The 17,997-nt window shown below is 42.3% G+C and carries 14 protein-coding genes; 5 read left to right on the top strand and 9 right to left on the bottom strand.

Annotated elements, in window-relative coordinates; translation table 11 throughout:
* Positions 1-319: 319 nt before the first annotated feature.
* The gene (locus ND16A_RS15145; protein ID WP_033076388.1) at positions 320-751 is read left to right on the top strand and encodes a hypothetical protein; all 432 of its coding nucleotides are present in this window, start codon (positions 320-322) and stop codon (positions 749-751) included.
* A gap of 140 nt (positions 752-891) precedes the next feature.
* On the opposite strand, the gene radA is transcribed toward ND16A_RS15145, so the two are convergent.
* Complete coding sequence (gene radA / locus ND16A_RS15150; RefSeq protein ID WP_033076387.1) at positions 892-2,283, bottom strand: DNA repair protein RadA; 1,392 nt, start codon at positions 2,281-2,283, stop codon at positions 892-894.
* A gap of 432 nt (positions 2,284-2,715) precedes the next feature.
* A complete protein-coding gene (serB, locus tag ND16A_RS15155) occupies positions 2,716-3,729 on the bottom strand; it encodes a phosphoserine phosphatase SerB (protein WP_081945462.1) in 1,014 nt (337 codons plus the stop codon).
* Positions 3,730-3,836: 107 nt separating this feature from the next.
* Here serB and ND16A_RS15160 point away from each other — a divergent pair, with 107 nt between their 5' ends.
* Together ND16A_RS15160 and ND16A_RS15165 are read left to right on the top strand one after the other, a co-directional pair.
* Positions 3,837-4,448, top strand: coding sequence for an AhpA/YtjB family protein (locus ND16A_RS15160; protein WP_081945461.1), 612 nt, complete (start codon positions 3,837-3,839; stop codon positions 4,446-4,448).
* A gap of 47 nt (positions 4,449-4,495) precedes the next feature.
* Positions 4,496-4,978, top strand: a complete 483-nt coding sequence (locus ND16A_RS15165) for a nuclear transport factor 2 family protein (protein WP_033076384.1) — start codon at positions 4,496-4,498, stop codon at positions 4,976-4,978.
* Between the two features lie 40 nt (positions 4,979-5,018).
* Here ND16A_RS15165 and ND16A_RS15170 read toward each other — a convergent pair whose 3' ends face one another.
* From ND16A_RS15170 to ND16A_RS15190, 5 genes are all read right to left on the bottom strand, one after another.
* On the bottom strand, positions 5,019-5,774 hold the full coding sequence (locus ND16A_RS15170) for a TatD family hydrolase (RefSeq protein WP_033076383.1): 756 nt from the start codon (positions 5,772-5,774) through the stop codon (positions 5,019-5,021).
* A gap of 99 nt (positions 5,775-5,873) precedes the next feature.
* On the bottom strand, positions 5,874-7,148 hold the full coding sequence (locus ND16A_RS15175; RefSeq protein ID WP_033076382.1) for an ATP-binding protein: 1,275 nt from the start codon (positions 7,146-7,148) through the stop codon (positions 5,874-5,876).
* A 3-nt stretch (positions 7,149-7,151) separates the two neighbouring features.
* Positions 7,152-7,841 carry a response regulator gene (locus ND16A_RS15180; protein ID WP_033076401.1) on the bottom strand — a complete coding sequence of 230 codons (690 nt, stop codon included), beginning with the start codon at positions 7,839-7,841 and terminating at the stop codon, positions 7,152-7,154.
* Positions 7,842-7,855: 14 nt separating this feature from the next.
* Positions 7,856-8,293 carry a DUF3019 domain-containing protein gene (locus tag ND16A_RS15185; RefSeq protein ID WP_033076381.1) on the bottom strand — a complete coding sequence of 146 codons (438 nt, stop codon included), beginning with the start codon at positions 8,291-8,293 and terminating at the stop codon, positions 7,856-7,858.
* On the bottom strand, positions 8,283-9,119 hold the full coding sequence (locus ND16A_RS15190; protein ID WP_033076380.1) for a MipA/OmpV family protein: 837 nt from the start codon (positions 9,117-9,119) through the stop codon (positions 8,283-8,285). Before ND16A_RS15190 ends, ND16A_RS15185 begins: the two co-directional genes overlap by 11 nt.
* 265 nt (positions 9,120-9,384) lie before the next feature.
* On the opposite strand from ND16A_RS15190, the gene ND16A_RS15195 reads away from it, so the two are divergent.
* Positions 9,385-14,604, top strand: coding sequence for a S8 family serine peptidase (locus ND16A_RS15195; RefSeq protein WP_052072857.1), 5,220 nt, complete (start codon positions 9,385-9,387; stop codon positions 14,602-14,604).
* Between the two features lie 124 nt (positions 14,605-14,728).
* Positions 14,729-16,051: an IS4 family transposase gene (locus tag ND16A_RS15200; RefSeq protein ID WP_033076379.1), complete on the top strand. Its 1,323-nt coding sequence runs from the start codon at positions 14,729-14,731 to the stop codon at positions 16,049-16,051.
* A 42-nt stretch (positions 16,052-16,093) separates the two neighbouring features.
* Here ND16A_RS15200 and ND16A_RS15205 read toward each other — a convergent pair whose 3' ends face one another.
* Together ND16A_RS15205 and ND16A_RS15210 are read right to left on the bottom strand one after the other, a co-directional pair.
* Positions 16,094-16,627, bottom strand: coding sequence for a response regulator transcription factor (locus ND16A_RS15205; protein WP_033076378.1), 534 nt, complete (start codon positions 16,625-16,627; stop codon positions 16,094-16,096).
* 1 nt (position 16,628) lies between these two features.
* Entirely contained in the window at positions 16,629-17,897 is a 1,269-nt protein-coding gene (locus ND16A_RS15210) for a sensor histidine kinase (RefSeq protein WP_033076377.1), read from the bottom strand.
* Positions 17,898-17,997 lie beyond the last annotated feature (100 nt).

Genomic DNA, 17,997 nt, shown 5'->3' with positions numbered 1-17,997 from the left:
AGTTTCGACTGAAACACCATAATGCTTTGCGGCCTCGCCTATACTCACTAAATCGAAGACTAAAGTTTTCATAATCACCACCTCATGATCAGGTTTAGGCAATTATTCGCTAACTAGCAAGAACCCCTATCGGATACTAAATACTACCTGGATCAAGAAGAGATTATTATTGATGGAATATTAGGACACGATTTTTTACATCACTTTAGTTGGACGTTTGATAAACAACAAAATAAAATTAGTATCAGTAGCGCACCTTATAAAGAAACGGGCAAAGAAACCACCCTCCCTTTTGATACTTTTTTAAGTAAACTTAGCGTTGACTAATGTGAAAACCAATGTAATTGGTGATATCGATGGTGACGGAGATGATTGGTGGATTGTGGGAAGTGGCTTGTTAAGTCAATTCAAAACCGTGATCGATTATCACTCATCGAAACTTCATATTATTCCTTATGAAGATTCAGCTTATGAAAGTTCATATAACCTGCTCGGCCTTGAGTTGAGACCATTGAAAAATGGACATTTTATTGTCAGGTATGTTTTTCCGCAGATGGCAAGTTTGGCATTCGATATAAAAAAGGGTGACATTATTAGCGAAATTGATGGTCAACCGGCTAAAGACATTAGCCTTGAAAAGTGGTTATCCATTAGTAATCAGCCCAGAAGCCATTTGATTTGCCGTGTCAGGCAGCAAGAAAAATGTTTTACGATAGTATCGAAAGAAATAGCAGGCTACTCGGATAATTAATGTTTTTAGTAGTCTCATACTCTATTTTACCGAATGGCATCGAGAAAACCCAGTGATCTTTGGTCGCTGGGTAGTTCACACTCGACATACAATACTTCCATGTATTGCTCACCATGGCTGGTTTTAGACTTGCGATTTACTTACCTGATTAATTCAAGTAATTCATGGATCGTTTTTACTGGTATAACCTTTGCGCCCAGACCTTCCATCGATTTATGAAAATTGCGATAAGGGATAAATATTTCACTAAAACCATGTTGTGCCGCCTCTTTAACACGCGGCACGCCACTGTCTATTGGCCGGACATCACCATTTAAACTTAGCTCGCCCATAATGCAAGTTGTGCGTGGCACGACAAAATCGTTAAGGCTGCTTAACAATGCGGTCACTAAAGCTAAATCAATACAGGTTTCTGATTCATCTATCTTTAAACCACCGACGATATTAAAGAAGGTATCATGGAATATTTTGGTTTTCGTATGTTTGCGCAAGATGCCGGTTAACATCTTGATCCGGTTCATATTCAAGCCAACACACACTCGTTGTGGAAACTCGGCTTCCGTTTCGGTAGTGAGGCACTGTATCTCTAACAGCAGGTTCCTATTGCCTTTGCGGATACAGGTGATAGTCGAACCAGGGGACTCGGTAGTCGAACCCGACAAGAAAATCTCACTTGGATTATCGACACTGAGCATGCCGCGTTCGCACATTTTAAAAATGCCGACGGTATCGATATCACCAAAGCGATTCTTATTGGCTCTTAAGGTGCGCACTTGCCCATCGTTGGTGTCGATATGCAATAACGCATCAACAATGTGTACTAAGGTTTGTGGGCCAGCAATTTCATTGTTCTTATTTACATGGGCAATGATAAACATGGTCACGTTATTTTGCTTACAGTACTGCGTTAACGACTGCGCGGCACTCTTTACCTGTGAAGGCGAGCCCGGGCTACCATTGGCGTTATCTGTGACAACCGCTTGAATGGAGTCAATGACAGCAAATTTGATTTGCTTTGCTTCCAGCTCTTCAATAATTGCTTCCACACTGGTTTCAGACAACAAGTAAAGATTATCTTCGTTATAGTCAAGCTTTAAGCGATGAACCCGGTTTTTAAACTGAGAAAGAGACTCTTCTGCCGTACAATAAAGTGACGCGGTTGTTTGCGACACACGTGCAACTAAATCGGAGAGTAGGGTGGTTTTACCTGCCCCAGGATCGCCCGAGATAATGTTGACTGAACCTGTGGTTACACCGCCGCATAACACTCGATCAAGTTCACCAATACCGGTTAATTGTTTTTCGGCTTCGGTGGCTTCAACTTCATTAATCTTTTTTGAACCACCACCACTTACACCGGCGTAGCCTGAAATAGCAGAGCGCTTGGTACTACTCTTGGTTTTACTGTTAGATAGTTTAATCTCAGCCAGGGTGTTCCATGCTTTGCACTCTGTGCATTGTCCCATCCATCGATGAAAGTCGGCACCACAGTCGTTACAAACAAATGCTGTTTTGGTTTTCGTTGTCGCCATTTTTTATACCAAGTTGATTAACCGTGTTAAAGATAAGTTTTTATGTATGGATATACAGTATACCCGTGCTACCTCAAAGTGCAAGATTTCAGTGGGAGTTAAAAGCAATTTAGGCAAGGCATTAATTTCAAAAATGGTTGTTCCATTGTTAAAATTAATAACGCTGCATAAATTGCTTTTAAACCCACCGGAACGGGGTGTCTGAGCAATCTCACCTCTTCGTTGAACCTATTTGAAAGGGATCACCATTACTGTATAGCTGCGCCTTGAGTTGAAATTTCTCAGTCACTCTGAAACATGCATCTTGAGGTCGCACGGGTATATATTGATTGGTTTAAATTCTGGCAAGTGGAACCTTGCCAGAATTTGCAATAGTTTGTTCTTGAGACTTGGTTAAGGCTTAGTTGAGGCTTTTATGCGCCAATAAAGGGATTATTTGAGCCAGTGCAACAAGCAGTCTAAACCTGAAAAATTAATGCTCGTGGTCGCTTGTTGTAGCACTACCGGTTTGGCTTCAAAGGCTACGCCTAAATTGGCCGCACTCATCATCACCAAGTCATTGGCACCATCGCCCATGGCAACGGTTTGATGGTTATCAATGCCGTATTCTTTGGCCAAGCCGTTAAGGGTATCGGCTTTTACTTGTGCATCGGTAATGTCGCCTAACACCTTGCCGGTAAGTTTTCCGTCAACTATCTCTAAAACGTTTGCCTGGGTGGCATCAAGGTTTAACTGCTGTTTAAGTATTTCAGTAAAATAGGTAAACCCACCAGAGGCAACGGCAACTTTCCAGTTATGTTGATGCAAGGTTTGAATTAACACTTCAAGGCCTGGCATCAGTGGTAGTTTATTACCTACTTCGGCCAAAATGCTTTCTGGGGCGCCCGATAAAGTGCCAACTCGCTCACGTAAACTTTCAGCAAAATCTAATTCACCCAACATTGCCCGTTCGGTTACGGCACTTACATGTTCACCAACACCCGCAAGTTTGGCAATTTCATCAATGCATTCTATTTGAATGGTGGTTGAGTCCATATCCATTACCAATAAGCCTGGCGTCGACAAACTTGGTGCATTGTTAAATAACGCCAGTTCAAAACCATGTTGCAAGGCGTAGTCATTAATCGCACTTTTTGCCGCTAAGCTGGTCGCGGCAACTTTGAAACGGTAACTGGTTTTGCCGGCACGCTCGTTAATGGTGGTTAAAGTAAAGCGGTTAATCTTGGCAAGTGCTAACACATTGATTAAATGTGTCAGCGTTAAATCGCTAAATACGATAAGTTCAACATCATCAGTATTATAATTGTTGAAGCTTTGGCTAATGGATACCTGCTGATCTTCTTTCTCTAATTGAATTGGCAACAATTGTTGATACGAAGAGAGCACAGATAGCAACGGCTGCTGGCTTGTGGTCGAGATTAATTCAAAGCGGGTTGGCAAAGTCATGATGTTGGTAATGTAATTAATTTTAAGATCAAAAAGTGATTCTATAATGGCAAATAACCCTCTATAGTGTATATAGATTTCTCCTATTTCTTAGACTTTTTTTTTAGATGACAGACCTAAACGAAATAATATATCCGAAACTAACCTCTATCTATAACAAGCTAGTACAAATTGGCATGGCGATTATTTTATTAGTGATGATTTTAAATCTGTCGGTAATGGGGATAGATGACTCAGAACAAATACTAGACCGTCATTTTAGTGAAGTTGCCAAACAATTTACTGCGCAAGCGGTGAACACTTCGAAAGTACTTCTTGCCACGAAAAACAAGAAGCAAATTCAGGATTACATGCAATCTTTAGTGCAATCTGATTTAGTCATTGAAGCGAGGTTGTATGACATTCAGGGGCAGTTGATTGCCGAATCTGAAAACAGCAGTTCGATAAACTTCCTGTATGGATTAGAGCAAGGCAGCACCAACAACAGCGATAACTCCGTACCCTTTATCCAGGAAATTCGCACCGATAAGCTGTTGGGATATTTACGTTTAAACCTGCATAAAGATAAAGTCACCGACACCATGCAACGGCAAATTTATAATCAATTTGAACTGTTCCGGATAATGTTAATTGTGGCTGTATTTGCCGGATTCTTGTTAACCCGCGGCTTTAATCGTTTTTCACGTCAGGGCTTACGAGTGAAAAAAGTCAGCAAATAAGCCAAACTATCGTTTACAACAGCCATGTATGGCACGGAATAATATTGATGAAAAACTTTCTCAAACTGGCAGTATTTATTTTTTGCAGTTCAAGCCCGGCGTATGCCAATGAACAAGCCTTAGCTGAACTGGATGCTTATTGGGCAGAAGCCGAACGTGCGGTACTTGAAGGCGATTTTGCCGCGTATAAAGCTTCTTACCATGAAGATGCTATTTTAGTGAGTGGTTTTAAAAATGTCAGTTACCCCATAGCGAACGCTTTGGCGCGTTGGCAGCAGGGTTTTGATGATACTAAAGATGGCAAGATAACGGCGTCGGTTGAATTTCGATTTTCAAAAAGGTTTCATGATCAAACTACAGCGCATGAAACCGGGTTGTTTTTCTATTCAACGACAGATGAGAATGGCAATAAGTCTGATTTTATCGCCCACATGGACGCGTTACTGGTGAAAAAATCGGGTAAATGGGTAATGATGATGGAGTTTCAAAAATCACAAGCGAGTCAGGCACAATGGGATGCCTTGATGTAACTCTTGGCAAAAGCATATAGCACTATTTTTGCTGCATTAATTAGAGGTTAAACAATTGCTGAACATTATCTTCAATCGTTTGGGCAAGCCTATCTGCAGGTTCTGTTCGTAATGCGAGTAAGTGTTCAAATACTACTGCTATTTTATCTGGAGTATTAATTTCTCCCTGAAAACCGTGCAGCGGCATAGCGGGGGCGTCAGTTTCTAACAAAATACTCTCAACCGGAATGCGTTTAACTGCATTAATAGTTTTACTTGCCCTTGGGTAGGTAATCGTACCGCCGATACCCAATTTATAGCCCAAATCGATATAAGCCTTTGCTTGCTGATAATTCCCGGAAAACGCATGGATCACACCAGCTCGCGACAAAGCAATTGTTTTCAATTCAGGCACAATTAAGTGGTGACTTTTACGGTGGTGAACAACAACCGGTAAGTTGTGCTTTTTCGCGATAGCCAATTGTTTAGTAAAATATTCTGTTTGTTTTTCGATATCGCTAATAGCCCCATCAATACCAATTTCACCGACGGCGATAATTGGATGTTGCGCTAACATTTGTTCTAACAACAACAGATCCGCATAGGTTGCCTTTTCAATCCACCAGGGGTGCAAACCTAAACAGGGATATGCGCTAGGGGATTGTTGGCAAAGTGTGATAACTCTGGACCAGCGTTTGGCCGTAATGCCAGGCACAATAAAGCGCTGAATTTGTAGTTGTGCGCACTTTTTCATCAGCTCATCGCGCTTGGCGTCAAACTCGGTAAAATCTAAATGGCAGTGGCTGTCGGTGAACATATTAGTTCTCACTGAGTGGGAAAAAACTTAATAGGCTTGCTACTAACCTTACCCGGGTATCGGGATGTGAGCAAATGCAAATTTTTTAGAGGAGGATTATCAATAGCTTGGTTTCTCTACATCAACAGGCCAGATAATTTCAAATTTTGCCCCGCCATAGCGACTGAAATTATCTACCTTAAACTGGCCGTTGTGCCAAACACAGATTTTTTCAACAATAAATAAACCCAGGCCGAAGCCGGCACTGGCTTTTTCTTTCTCGGCAGAACCAACAAAAGGCTTGGTGATACTATTGAGTAGTTCCGTTGGGATCCCCGGACCATCATCTTCAAGCGTTAGAATATTGTGATCATCTTCTCTACGAATACTGATATGGATATGCTGCCGGGCGAAGCGAATGGAGTTATCCAGCAAGTTTTGCAAAACGCGAGTAAAAGAGCGATGATCGTAACGGGCGGCAAAGCCAGGTTCAATATCCAGATGAAAGGTGATACTACTCATTTGCCGATATTTGGCAATAATGTCATTGGTGAGTCGTGATAAATCCTGATGGTGAATTTCCAGCAGCGGGTGAGTATGTTCAAATTTTGCGTAGAGCAAAATTTCACTGACCAGATCATCAATCTCATTAATATCTTCGATGATGCTCTGCTTACTTTGTGTTAAATTGGCTTGTTCACAAGTGGCTAAGGTAAATTTTATTCTGGCTAACGGTGTACGAATATCATGCGATACGGCACTGTTAATGTCTTGTTGCAGGCCCAGTAAGTTACCTATTCGGTTGGCCATTTCATTAAAGGCATTGCCGGTGGGAGCAAGCATCGAATTTTTGCCTAACTCAATCGCCTGGTATTGCTTGCCCTGGCCCAATCGAATGGCGGCTTTTTGCAAGCGGTACACATCTTTGACTAATGGGTAGATCCATAAATAGACGACAATACCAATGGCGCTATAAAACAACCACATCCAGTAAATTGCGTATTGATCATTGTCAGCTTGTCGGTTTTCAAGGGTTAGCATGACAACGTTACTTTCGTTTTTTGTAGCTAAATAATACGTACTATGACCGACGCTATCGGTAAGCAGTACAATTTTGCCACTATTTAGTTTTGCCATCATAGTTAATGGCCATGCCAGGGCTTTTTTCGACACCACCGAAACATTTTCTGGGAGTTTTAGTTGTTCAGTAGTCGATTGCATTTCACTCTGTATGGCGTAATGCTCTAGCAAAGGTCGGTAGTTTTCCTGCAGTTGATTGTGCTCTTCTAATTGATGTTCCTGCTGAAAGTACAGATAAATTGAATCGACAGTCCAGGCGGTACCTGCGACCGTGAGTAATAGAAAAAAATACAATTTTAAAAAATGATTCGCCACGACTTACTCCCACGCATCCTCGACGAACAGGTAACCTTTACCCCAAATGGTTTTTATCCGAAATGGAGACTCATTGCTATCGCCAAGCTTTTTGCGCAAGCGGCTTACTCTACCGTCAATGGTTCTGTCAATGCCATCATAATCGCGTCTGATCAATTTCATAAACAAATACTCACGAGAGAGTATTTCACCCGCTCTTTTTGTTAATTCAATCAATAATTCAAATTCATTTTCGGTCAGGTTTACGTTGCTCTCTGCAATTTTCACGCTATGGGTGACTTTGTTGATTTGTAACTTGCCGAATTGTAATAGCTTTGTACTTGCTTCTTCAACCGGTACTCGACGTAATAGCGCCCGAATTCGGGCAAGCAGAATGAGTGGCTCAATCGGCTTGTAAATGTAATCGTCGGCACCGAGCTCCAGCCCGCGAAGTTGATCAAGACTGTTGGTCCTGGCGGTTACCATGATCACCGGGCCGTTAAATTTGGTGCGAATGCTGCGGCAAATTTCAAAGCCATCTTTGCCGGGCAACATGACATCGAGCAATATCAAGTCGTAACCACCGGAACTGACATACTGATCAGCCAGGTCACCGTTATTGAGCCAGGTTACGGCAAAATGATGTTCTTCCAGGAAGGATTTAATTAGCCGTGCCAGCTTTTGATCATCTTCCACTAACAGTATTTTTTGTATGGGTTGATTCATGGTTAAAAAATGCTCCAGGCGTGGCGGTTTTTCGGTCGTCGTTTCGGCATGTTCAAAGGGGACACCAGAATTTGTGCCCAGGCCAAAACTTTAGTCGATTGTTTTGAGCGCAGTTCTACCTTAGTGTTTTTATAGACCGGGTGCTCAATGGTGACTTGCCCTTGTTGCTGCTCATGACAACTCACCGGTTGGCTGGCATTATCAATATAAATACAGAACGACTCTGCTTTCTTTAACATCCAGTAGAAAGTAACCTGTTTGGTACAGGGGGTATTTTTTTTCTCCAGAACACAGCTGATTGGATTGATGATCAATCGGGAAATGGACACCTCAGCCGCCCAGCCAGGGAGAGAATTAAACAAAAGTGGCAGCCCTATCAGACAAGATAATAATTTATTATTGCTTGGGCTTTGCCATGAGCGCATTCGTTTAAAAATCATAGGCGAAACCCATAAAAAACGAATTAATGTAGCGATCATTCACCAGTGGGCTGCGATACCGTTCGGAGTCCATTTTGTCTATTTTTACCGAGGTGATGAATTTAACTTTCTCGCTGATCGCATATTGATAAACCAGTTTCAGGTACGGTGTCAGGCTAGCATCAGGGTAATATTCATCCCGCTTATCGCTGACCTCAACCGGTTTCAGCCCATAATAATAATCAACAATTTGTTGGCTCTTCCAAAGTAAGCCAAATCCTAGGTCGAGCAGCCAATCATCTTGCTGCCAGGTTTTACCAAAACTAAACTCAGCTTCTTCACCGTGATGCACATTACTAATATCAGTTAATAATGAAAGTTTACCGTGATAATTTTGATGATGATAATGGAACTGTAGACCGGCAAGGTATGTAAGATGACGGGATTTAAGTTTTATTTCAGCGGTATGACCAACTTTAATGGTTGGGTCTAATTTCCATCCTAATGAAGTAAATACAATGTCAGTCGTATCGGCATTGGGAAAGTAGCGTTTATCTTCATTAAAGCGACCATACAAGTTAACGTTGAATTTTTCGTTTTCAATCAGTGAAAAGCCCAAATCAGTATTTTCAAGAAAAAAACGATCACCATAATAGCTTACCTGTGGGATCACGGGCAGAAAAATATCATCGGCATCTTTGAGCGGGTTAGTTATACCACCGATCCCAGCGGCTAAACCAAACTCCCAATTTTCTATCGGCGTGACATTGATCTCTTCAGCAAAAATGGTGGTAGAAAAGCACCAAGAGAGGAGAAGGAGTTTTAATAATTTGCGACATCGCAACATAACGAGCATTAACTTAATTTTTACAACAACGCAAAGACATTAACATATAGCCATTTACCAACCAATGGTTTTTTTTGTATCTGTACAAATTTACACAATTGCAACAAACCTACACAGACAGAGTGAATTTTGTTCGATAGATTTTAATGGATCCGGTTACTTTTAGAACAAGGTTTTATCAGTAATTAGTTACACATAATAAATCAATATAAGTCCAACAAAGTTTATTACTATTTTTTACTTTGTCGGGCTGGGAGAGAACATTTTGAAAATAACAAAGGTCGCCATTGCAACGTCTGCTGCACTCTATGCTGTTGCAATAGGTGCTGTTGCCGATGAAAGTGGCAATAGCTTTAATAAATCCAATATTTCTCAGCTGAAACAGCTGGAAATTTCACCAACACAACTACAAGCCAAAGTAAACGCTGAACCTAAGCAAGTGCAACAGTCAAGCGCGGTAAAGCGTATGGGTGGCGTGAATCAGCGTATTGACCCGTTGAAGGTGAAAAATAAATTTACCCCTGAAGCTGATATTAAAGGCGTTCATAGTTACATAGTGCGTTTAAAAGATCAGCCAGTTGCCACTTACAATGGTAATGTTAAAGGTTTATCAGCTACTTCGCCACGAGCTAGTACTACTGCTCAGTCAGGACCACAAGGTCGCAGCCAAGTGAATCATACGGCGAGCAAACTGTTTGCTGATAGCAATCCGAATCGCTCTAATATTCAAGCCTACAAAAATTACCTGTTAGGTAAGCAAGATCAGTTTTTAGGCAAAGTTGATGCGATGGTAACGGATACTAGCAAGAGCAATCGCTTCACTACTGCGCTTAATGGTGTATCGGTACAAATGACGCAAAAGCAGGCGATTGAGCTGGCAAAATTACCGGAAGTTGCTCATATTCAACGCTCGCGTTTATTGCAACTAAACTCTGATGAAGGCCCAACTCATATCGGCGCCGATCAAATCTGGAGTGGCGCTGCCACCAATGATGTACCATATAAAGGTGAAGGTATTCTTGTTGGTATCATTGACACTGGGGTAAATTCAGATCACCCATCATTCGCTGATATCGGTGGCGATGGTTACGATCATACCAACCCGTGGGGCGAAGGTGTTTATTCAGGTGATTGTGCCATCGAAGAATACGCATCAAAGTGTAATGACAAATTAATTGGTATCCACAGTTTTAAAGTGATCACCGATACTTATGCGATTGAAGATCCTAACAACCCTTGGGGTAGCAAAATTCAAATCGCCGAGCCAACCGGTGAAGATTACAGTGGCCATGGTAGCCACACCGCAGGTACCACTGCTGGTAACGTAATTTATGATGCACCATTATTAGGTGCTTCGGCCGACGGTAATGGTAAAGAAACTGGCTTTACTTTTGCCCAAGTTTCAGGTGTTGCGCCACATGCAAACATTACTTCTTATCAAGTATGTTACCCAACTGGTAGCCCATTCCAAGGTTGTCCATCGGAAGCTATTTTATTAGGCATAGAAAAAGCCATTGAAGATGGCGTTGACGTTATTAACTTCTCTATTGGCGGCGGTGAAAGCTTTCCATGGGAAGATGCAATGGAACTTGCGTTCTTGGCAGCTCGTGAAGCGGGTGTATCGGTTGCAGCTTCTGCTGGTAACTCAGGCCAATATGGCGCCTATACTACCGATCACACGTCTCCTTGGTTACTATCGGTTGCGGCAACAACGCATGGCCGTACCATAGATATTGCCGGCAAAGGTATTAACGACATGACGGGTGGTGATATGACACCTCCTGCTAACATCGTTGGTGCGGGTATTTCAGATGCCTTCACCGGTGAATTTGTGTTAGCCGCCGATTACGGTGACGAGTTGTGTCTGGAGCCATTCCCAGCGGGTACGTTTACTGCAGATCAAATTGTCGTGTGTAAGCGTGGTGATATCGCCCGGGTAGTGAAAGCAAGCAATGCTGCTGCCGGTGGTGCCGGTGGTTTTGTGCTTTACAATGCCAGCTGGAATGATGAAATTGTTAACGATATTTACGACATTCCTGGCGTCCATGTCGATTTCTACGCCGGTAGAGACCTGGTTAACTGGTTGTCTTCGGGCACTGGTCATATGGGGACTATTTCTGCCAGTGAAATTAGCCGTAACATAGATCCCGCTGCTGCCGATGTTGTTGCCGAGTTCTCGTCACGAGGACCAAGCTCGACTAACCCGCATCATTTAGTTCCGGCTATTTCAGCACCTGGTGTTGATATTTATGCCGCCATGGCCGATGAACTACCATTCGCGCCGGGTGCCTACTCAAGCGATTACACGTTTATGAGCGGTACTTCAATGGCCGGTCCTCATGTTGCTGGTGCCTTGGCATTGTTAAAACAAGCGCAACCTAGCTGGACTGCTGCTGAAATTCAATCTGCTGTGCAAATGACTGCCAATCAGGATGTGTATGTTAGAGACACATATACCAAGGAGTTAAAAGACGCCGGCGTTTATGACACAGGCTCTGGTCGTATTGATGTTGCTGCGGCCGCCAAAGCCGGGTTGATCATGGATGAATCTGTGGAGGCCTTTATCGCTGCTAACCCAAACAATGGTGGTGATACGCGAGCGCTTAACTTACCTGAATTGGTGAACTTTGACTGTAAAGATGCCTGTACTTGGGTACGTACGGTAAAAGCGACCGTAGATGGCACTTGGAATGTTGAAGCCCTTACCAAAGAGCTGAGTGTTGACCTTAAGGTTATACCACAACAATTTACTCTAAAAGCGGGTGAAACTCAGTCAGTCGTAGTAACCGCGAAAATTTTAGACTCGCAAACGGTTACCGGCAATTCTGAAGTTGAAGTACAAGGTCAGATAAACCTTGTTCCAGTGAGCGAAGATATCCCTGCCGCACATTGGCCGGTGGCAATGAAATACAACCATGGCACACTACCTGAGTCGGTAAACATTGTTGCTCATCGTGACAGCGATGGTTATACCTTAAATAACTTACGTGGTGCATCAATTGTTGATTTCACTGCACGAGCTTATCAGCCTGTTGCCGCTACAGTGCATACGTTTAGCTTAGAGCAAGACGATGATAGTGTCATTCCATTTTATGATGATGAGGTTGACGGTCCTGCCGATAAAACCATCTGGCTTGATGTACCTGAAAACGCGACGCGTTTAATTGCTGAATCATTAGGGCGCACTAATACTACAGCTGCAGAAGCATGGCAAGCAGGTGATTTGGACATTACCATAGGTTTTGATGCCAACGGTGATGGTAAAATTCAAATGCAAGACGAAGCCATTTGTCTGTCTACCGCTGAGCATTATGAAGATTACTGTAACATCAATGAGCCGGCGGCTGGTAAATATTGGGTACAAGTCCATAACTATCCACACTACGATTTCTGGGATCCTGAGGCGGTATCACCAATTGATACCTATGAAGTTGCCACTGCCGTGGTAACTGGTGATGTTGCCAGCAATATTCAGGTAACAGGTCCACAAAGCAATGATGGTGTCAATCCATTTAGTGTGGCGGTTAATTGGGAAATGAGTGATTTAGCCGAAGGCGATATTTACTACTCAGGCTTTGATTTAGGTACCGATGGTGACAATGCCGGTAACATGGGCTTTGTACCATTTAAGCTAACTCGTGGTAAAAACGACGTGTCTGTCACTAGCAGCCAAACGGCGGCACAAGTAGGCGATGTTATCGATGTGAAATTACATGTTCTGCCAAACAACAGCGGTGCAAACCGTGATATCGAACTAAGTTCAATGATCCCTGAAGGTTTATCATTAGTGGCAGGTAGTGTTAAAGCATCACATGCCATGGCACAAGGCCTAACGGTTGATGGTAATGCCATTACGCTTAGTGGCAGTCAGCTAGATACTAGTGATATTGCCCCTGATTATGTGATAACAACCAGTTTAACCGATGAAATGTGTCGTACCCCTGATATGGGCGATTATATCGATGGTTCTTCATCTGATGGCGGTTACATCGATTTAGCCAAATTTGGCTTCAGCCAAATGTGGGGTGGTGTATGGAATGACAACTTAACCTTGCCATTTAGCTGGTTCTGGCAAGATGAGAACAGTACGTCGCTTTATAACAATGGTGAACAAGCAAGCTTTGATTCAATCACAGTAAGCCCAATGGGTTATGCACAACTTGATAGTGCGCCTCTATTCTTGCCTATCTATGCGCCATTCCCATTCCACAGCTTCCCGGATGCCATTATCGGGGTGTTATGGAAAGGTATCAGCGATACCGGTTGGTCAACATTGCATACACCATACAATCCAATGAACAGGGATGAAGAAAATGCCAGTGGCATGACCTTTGCCTATACCGAAAATAAGAAACTCATGATCGAGTGGGATAATGCCCGCAATGAAGATTACGATTATACTGAGTACTTAGAAGATGGCTCAATGATAAACCACTTTGTCGATTTGGGTGACAGATATGACATGGAATTAATCATGGACATCGGCGGCTACAAATTCGATAAAGGTGAATTTGAAATCATCATGGCTTACGACAATATCGATTATGCCAGCATGCCAGGTGAAGGTTCAATTGGTTTACAAGGCTTTACCGGTCCTATGGGCACGTTTGGTCCACTTGAACGTTGGAAAGGTGTGAGTTATGCATTTAATGACTTAAAAGACAAACTGTCTGATAACTTAGTGGTATGTTATGACTATGTTGGCCCAGAGAGCAGTCAATTTAACCTTGAGTTCCAGGTACGGGTTGATGAATCAGCAGCAGGTCAAACCATGGCGATTAATTTCAATAACCAAGTTGAAGGCATTGCCGATGTTACGGCTGAGCGTTTAATTAAGGTTCACTCAAACTTACAAATTGGTGAGTTACGTGATATGGAAATTGTCGAAGATACTACGTTAACTGGTGTTATGGTTCCGTTTTCTGATGCAGACTTAGGTGTGAATGTTATCAGTGTTGAAGGTGAAAACTTCACCGCTGTGGTAAATGGTGACACGCCAGGTGCAACCATTGATATTACTCCGGATGCTGATTTTCATGGTGAAACAATGGTAACAGTAATTGTAGCAGACAAGTTATATCCTACAGACTCTGTATCAACCAGCTTTATGTTAACGGTAACTCCTACCAATGATATGCCGGTGGCGGCAAAAGCTGCGGCTGAAGTTGCTATCACAGAAGGTGGCGTCGCAACACTTGATGCAACACCATCGACTGATGCTGACGGCGATGCATTAACATTTGCTTGGGATGGTCCGGGTACAATTGCTAATGCGGATGCTGCGATGACTGAAGTTTCAGGTTTATCGGTAGGAACTCACGAGTTCACCGTAACGGTAAGTGACGGCAACGACTCTGTTGAAACAACCGTTATGGTAATTGTTGCCGCCGAGCAAGCTGAGAAGAAGAAAAGCAGTGGTGGTTCATTTGGTTGGATGTTACTTACCCTGCCATTATTAATGCTACGTCGTAAGAAATTACACTAATCATTAATCCCTGTTAATTAAAAAAGGCTACTCAATTTGAGTTAATGCCGATCGTTTAAGAAAAGCTTGAACGATCCTGCCACTATAAGATAATCCCCTCTGAATTTTTCAAAGGGGATTTTTTGTGCTTAATAATGAACTAGAACTTGTTTACGAATCAGTTGAAGAGAGTGGAGCTTATGAATCTGTCATTCAAGCGATTGACCCAGAGTGGATTGAAGAATCTTTATTAGCAACAGGAAAAGCTAGCGTCCGAAATCGAAGGTTGCCAGCCCAACAAGCAATTTGGCTTGTTATTTGGATGGGGCTTATACGAAATAAATCGATAAAAGAAGTTTGTAGCTCGATGGATATTGCTCTTCAACCTAGCCCCAAAAACGAGTGGTCAAGAGTCGCACCAAGTGTATTAACGGATTGTCGCCGTCGTTTATCTGACTCTCCCATGTCATATCTTTTCAAGACGACATTAGAAGCTTGGAAAACGAAAGCTTTAGGTACAACAAGTGATATTGGCCTTCATGTTTTAGCGGTTGATGGCACGACATTTCGTTGCCAAGATTCACCAGAAAATGCCGAAGAGTTTGGCTTTATTTCTAAAACTCATAAACCGTATCCACAACTGCGCTTAGTGAGTTTGATGTCAGTTGAAACTCGTTTAATGTTAGGGGCTGCATTTGATGCCTGCCATATTGGTGAAATATCCTTGGCCCGTCGCTTGTTAGCCGATACGCCAGACAATTCGTTAACTCTTTTTGATCGCTGTTACTTCTCTGCCGATTTGTTTACTCAATGGCAAAGTGCAGGCGATGAACGTCATTGGTTAACACCAATAAAAAATAAGATGCGCTATGAAGTCGTGGAAGAATTTGCCGCAAACGACTTCCTGATTGATATGCCTACTTCCCCGCAAGCAAGAAAACAAAACCCTAATTTACCTGAAAAATGGCGTGCTCGATTTATTGCTTATCAGGAGCCCAAAGGTGAGATCAAAGGGTTTATTACGTCGTTAATTGACCCTGGTAAATATCCGCTAGAATCAATTTTGAATATTTACTGGCAGCGTTGGGAAATTGAAGAAGGCTTTGGTGAATTAAAACAAACACAACTCCAAAATAAAGTGACCCTTCGAAGTCGATTTGTTGAAGGTGTTAAGCAAGAATTATGGGGTGTGCTAATTGCCTATAACCTTATACGGTTAGAGATGGCTGATATTGCTGAAGAGGCGAACGTTGAACCTACCAGAATAAGTTTCACTGCCGCAATTAGTTTAATTGATACGCAACTTCGTTGGCTAGCTTTGTCACCCGACGGAAAATTACCGGCCAAATTAAAACAAATGAGAGCAGACATTAAACATTTCATTCTGCCTCCAAAAAGAAAGCACCGAACGTTTCCACGTTCAGTGCTTTATATTCCTAGCCGCTATCCTTTAAGGTACAAGTCTTAATGCTTAACCGAACAGCATTAACTCAATTTGAGTAGCCTTTTTTTAGTCTTTTTCCGCAAAACTCGGACGGCGTTGCAATTTACGTTGCAACGTTCTGCGGTGCATCGATAATTGCCTTGCTGTTGCTGAAATATTACCGTTGTTGAATTTAAGTACCTGATTAATATGTTCCCACTCATGCTGCTCTGAGGTTAAAGTATCGGTTGCCAGTTCTTCACTCATATCAACCTTTTTACCATGCATGGCAGAGAGTAACGTTTGCGAATCGACCGGTTTGGCCAAATATTCATCGGCTCCCAGTTTTATCGCATCCACGGCGGTGGCTATGCTGGCATAACCTGTCATTAAGATGATGCGCGCCTGCGGAGCTAATTCTCTCAAGGAAGCAATGTATTTTAAGCCGCTATCGTCATGCAGTTTCATATCAAGTAGCACCACCTCAGGAGCAAACTGCTCACAGTTGGCCAGCGCCTCATTGCCATTATCATAGTGACAACATTGATGATCATATTTGCTTAATCTGCGCATTAACACGGAGGCAAAGGCTTGATCGTCTTCAATAATTAATGTTCTCATGTTAATGCTCTCTATTGCTTTTACTACTGTTGCTTTTACTACTATTGTGCAAAGGCAAGGTGATCATGACTTGCGCACCACCTTGTAAGTGATTGCTCAACGTTAACCTGCCACCTAATCGTTCAAAACTGGCATTGGTTAAAAACATCGCCATGCCTAATCCTTGCTCAGAATGGATCGGATCGCGGCCTAGCTGATTAAAGTGTTCGGCGGAAAAACCGTCACCAAAATCTCGAACCGTTATCTGCAAGGTTTGGTTCGCAACTTTACTGGTTAACGTTATTTTTTTCAGCTGTTTTTTGGCTGAGGCCTTAATGGCATTATTGATCACATTTAAGATTGCCGGCATTAAAGAGCTGTCTGATGTGAGTAATAATTGCTCTGTAGCATGGGGGTGTAGCTCATAATCAATATCAGCATTGGGGTAATTTAAGGTGCAATGGTGTTGAATTTGTTCGAATAAGCTGTCGATATTTAGCTGTTGTTTTACGTTATTTTTAATTTCTAACGACATATCTCTAAAAGCGTGAAGATTCCTGCTGCAACGGTCTACCTGTATATCCAATTCGTTTATGATGGCGGAGTGTTTTGCTTCTTCCATTAATTCATCGGTTAACAGTCTGATAGTAGCAAGTGGTGTGGCAAGATCATGAGTCACCTGCGCTGACGCCAAACCAAGGGCAATAATTTTCTCTTGTTTTAATTGCTTTTCCCGATATTTGGCAATGGTGATTTCATTGCCAATGATCGCTTTCGCCATTCTTGAAATTACCAGTGACACTACTGCGGCCGAAAAGATGAAGTTGATCCACATGCCAATAAAATGGCCTTGCATATTGCCATGCATCACATGCATCGGCATAAGCCAAAGCAGCAGGCTGTAAGTTAACAATGCGCAAGCGGTGATCAGGGTAAGTTGCAATGTCGATAACGTGACTGCCGCGATGGCAATGGGGACTAACAACAAAGAGACAAATGCATTGGTTGCACCACCACTAAAGTAGAGTAAGCAACCAAGAAATAAAATGTCGGCAAGTAGTTGAATGAAAAGGTTTAATTTATAATTATTAGGATGATCCTGGCAATATAAATAACAGCCAATATTAAAGCTTACTTCTAATACGATAATAAAAAATATTGGCAGCCAGGGCAATTCATATTCGAGAAAAAAATGGACGAAAAGCACTAACGCGATTTGAATAATAATAGAACAACTACGCAGTAGAATGACAGTATTGATCAGTGACTGTTTTGCTGGTTTATATAACATGTGGTAAATACTTTAGTGGCAAACGAGTAAAAAATTTAATGTAATGTTGTTGGCTATCATACCTGAGATAATAAAAATGTAGCTGTTTTAAATCAATTAT

Origin of the sequence: Thalassotalea sp. ND16A (assembly GCF_000764205.1) — a bacterium.
Classification (GTDB): domain Bacteria; phylum Pseudomonadota; class Gammaproteobacteria; order Enterobacterales; family Alteromonadaceae; genus Thalassotalea_A.
The sequence above is the reverse complement of the archived record's forward strand: the minus strand, read 5'-3'. Positions and strand labels throughout refer to the sequence as shown.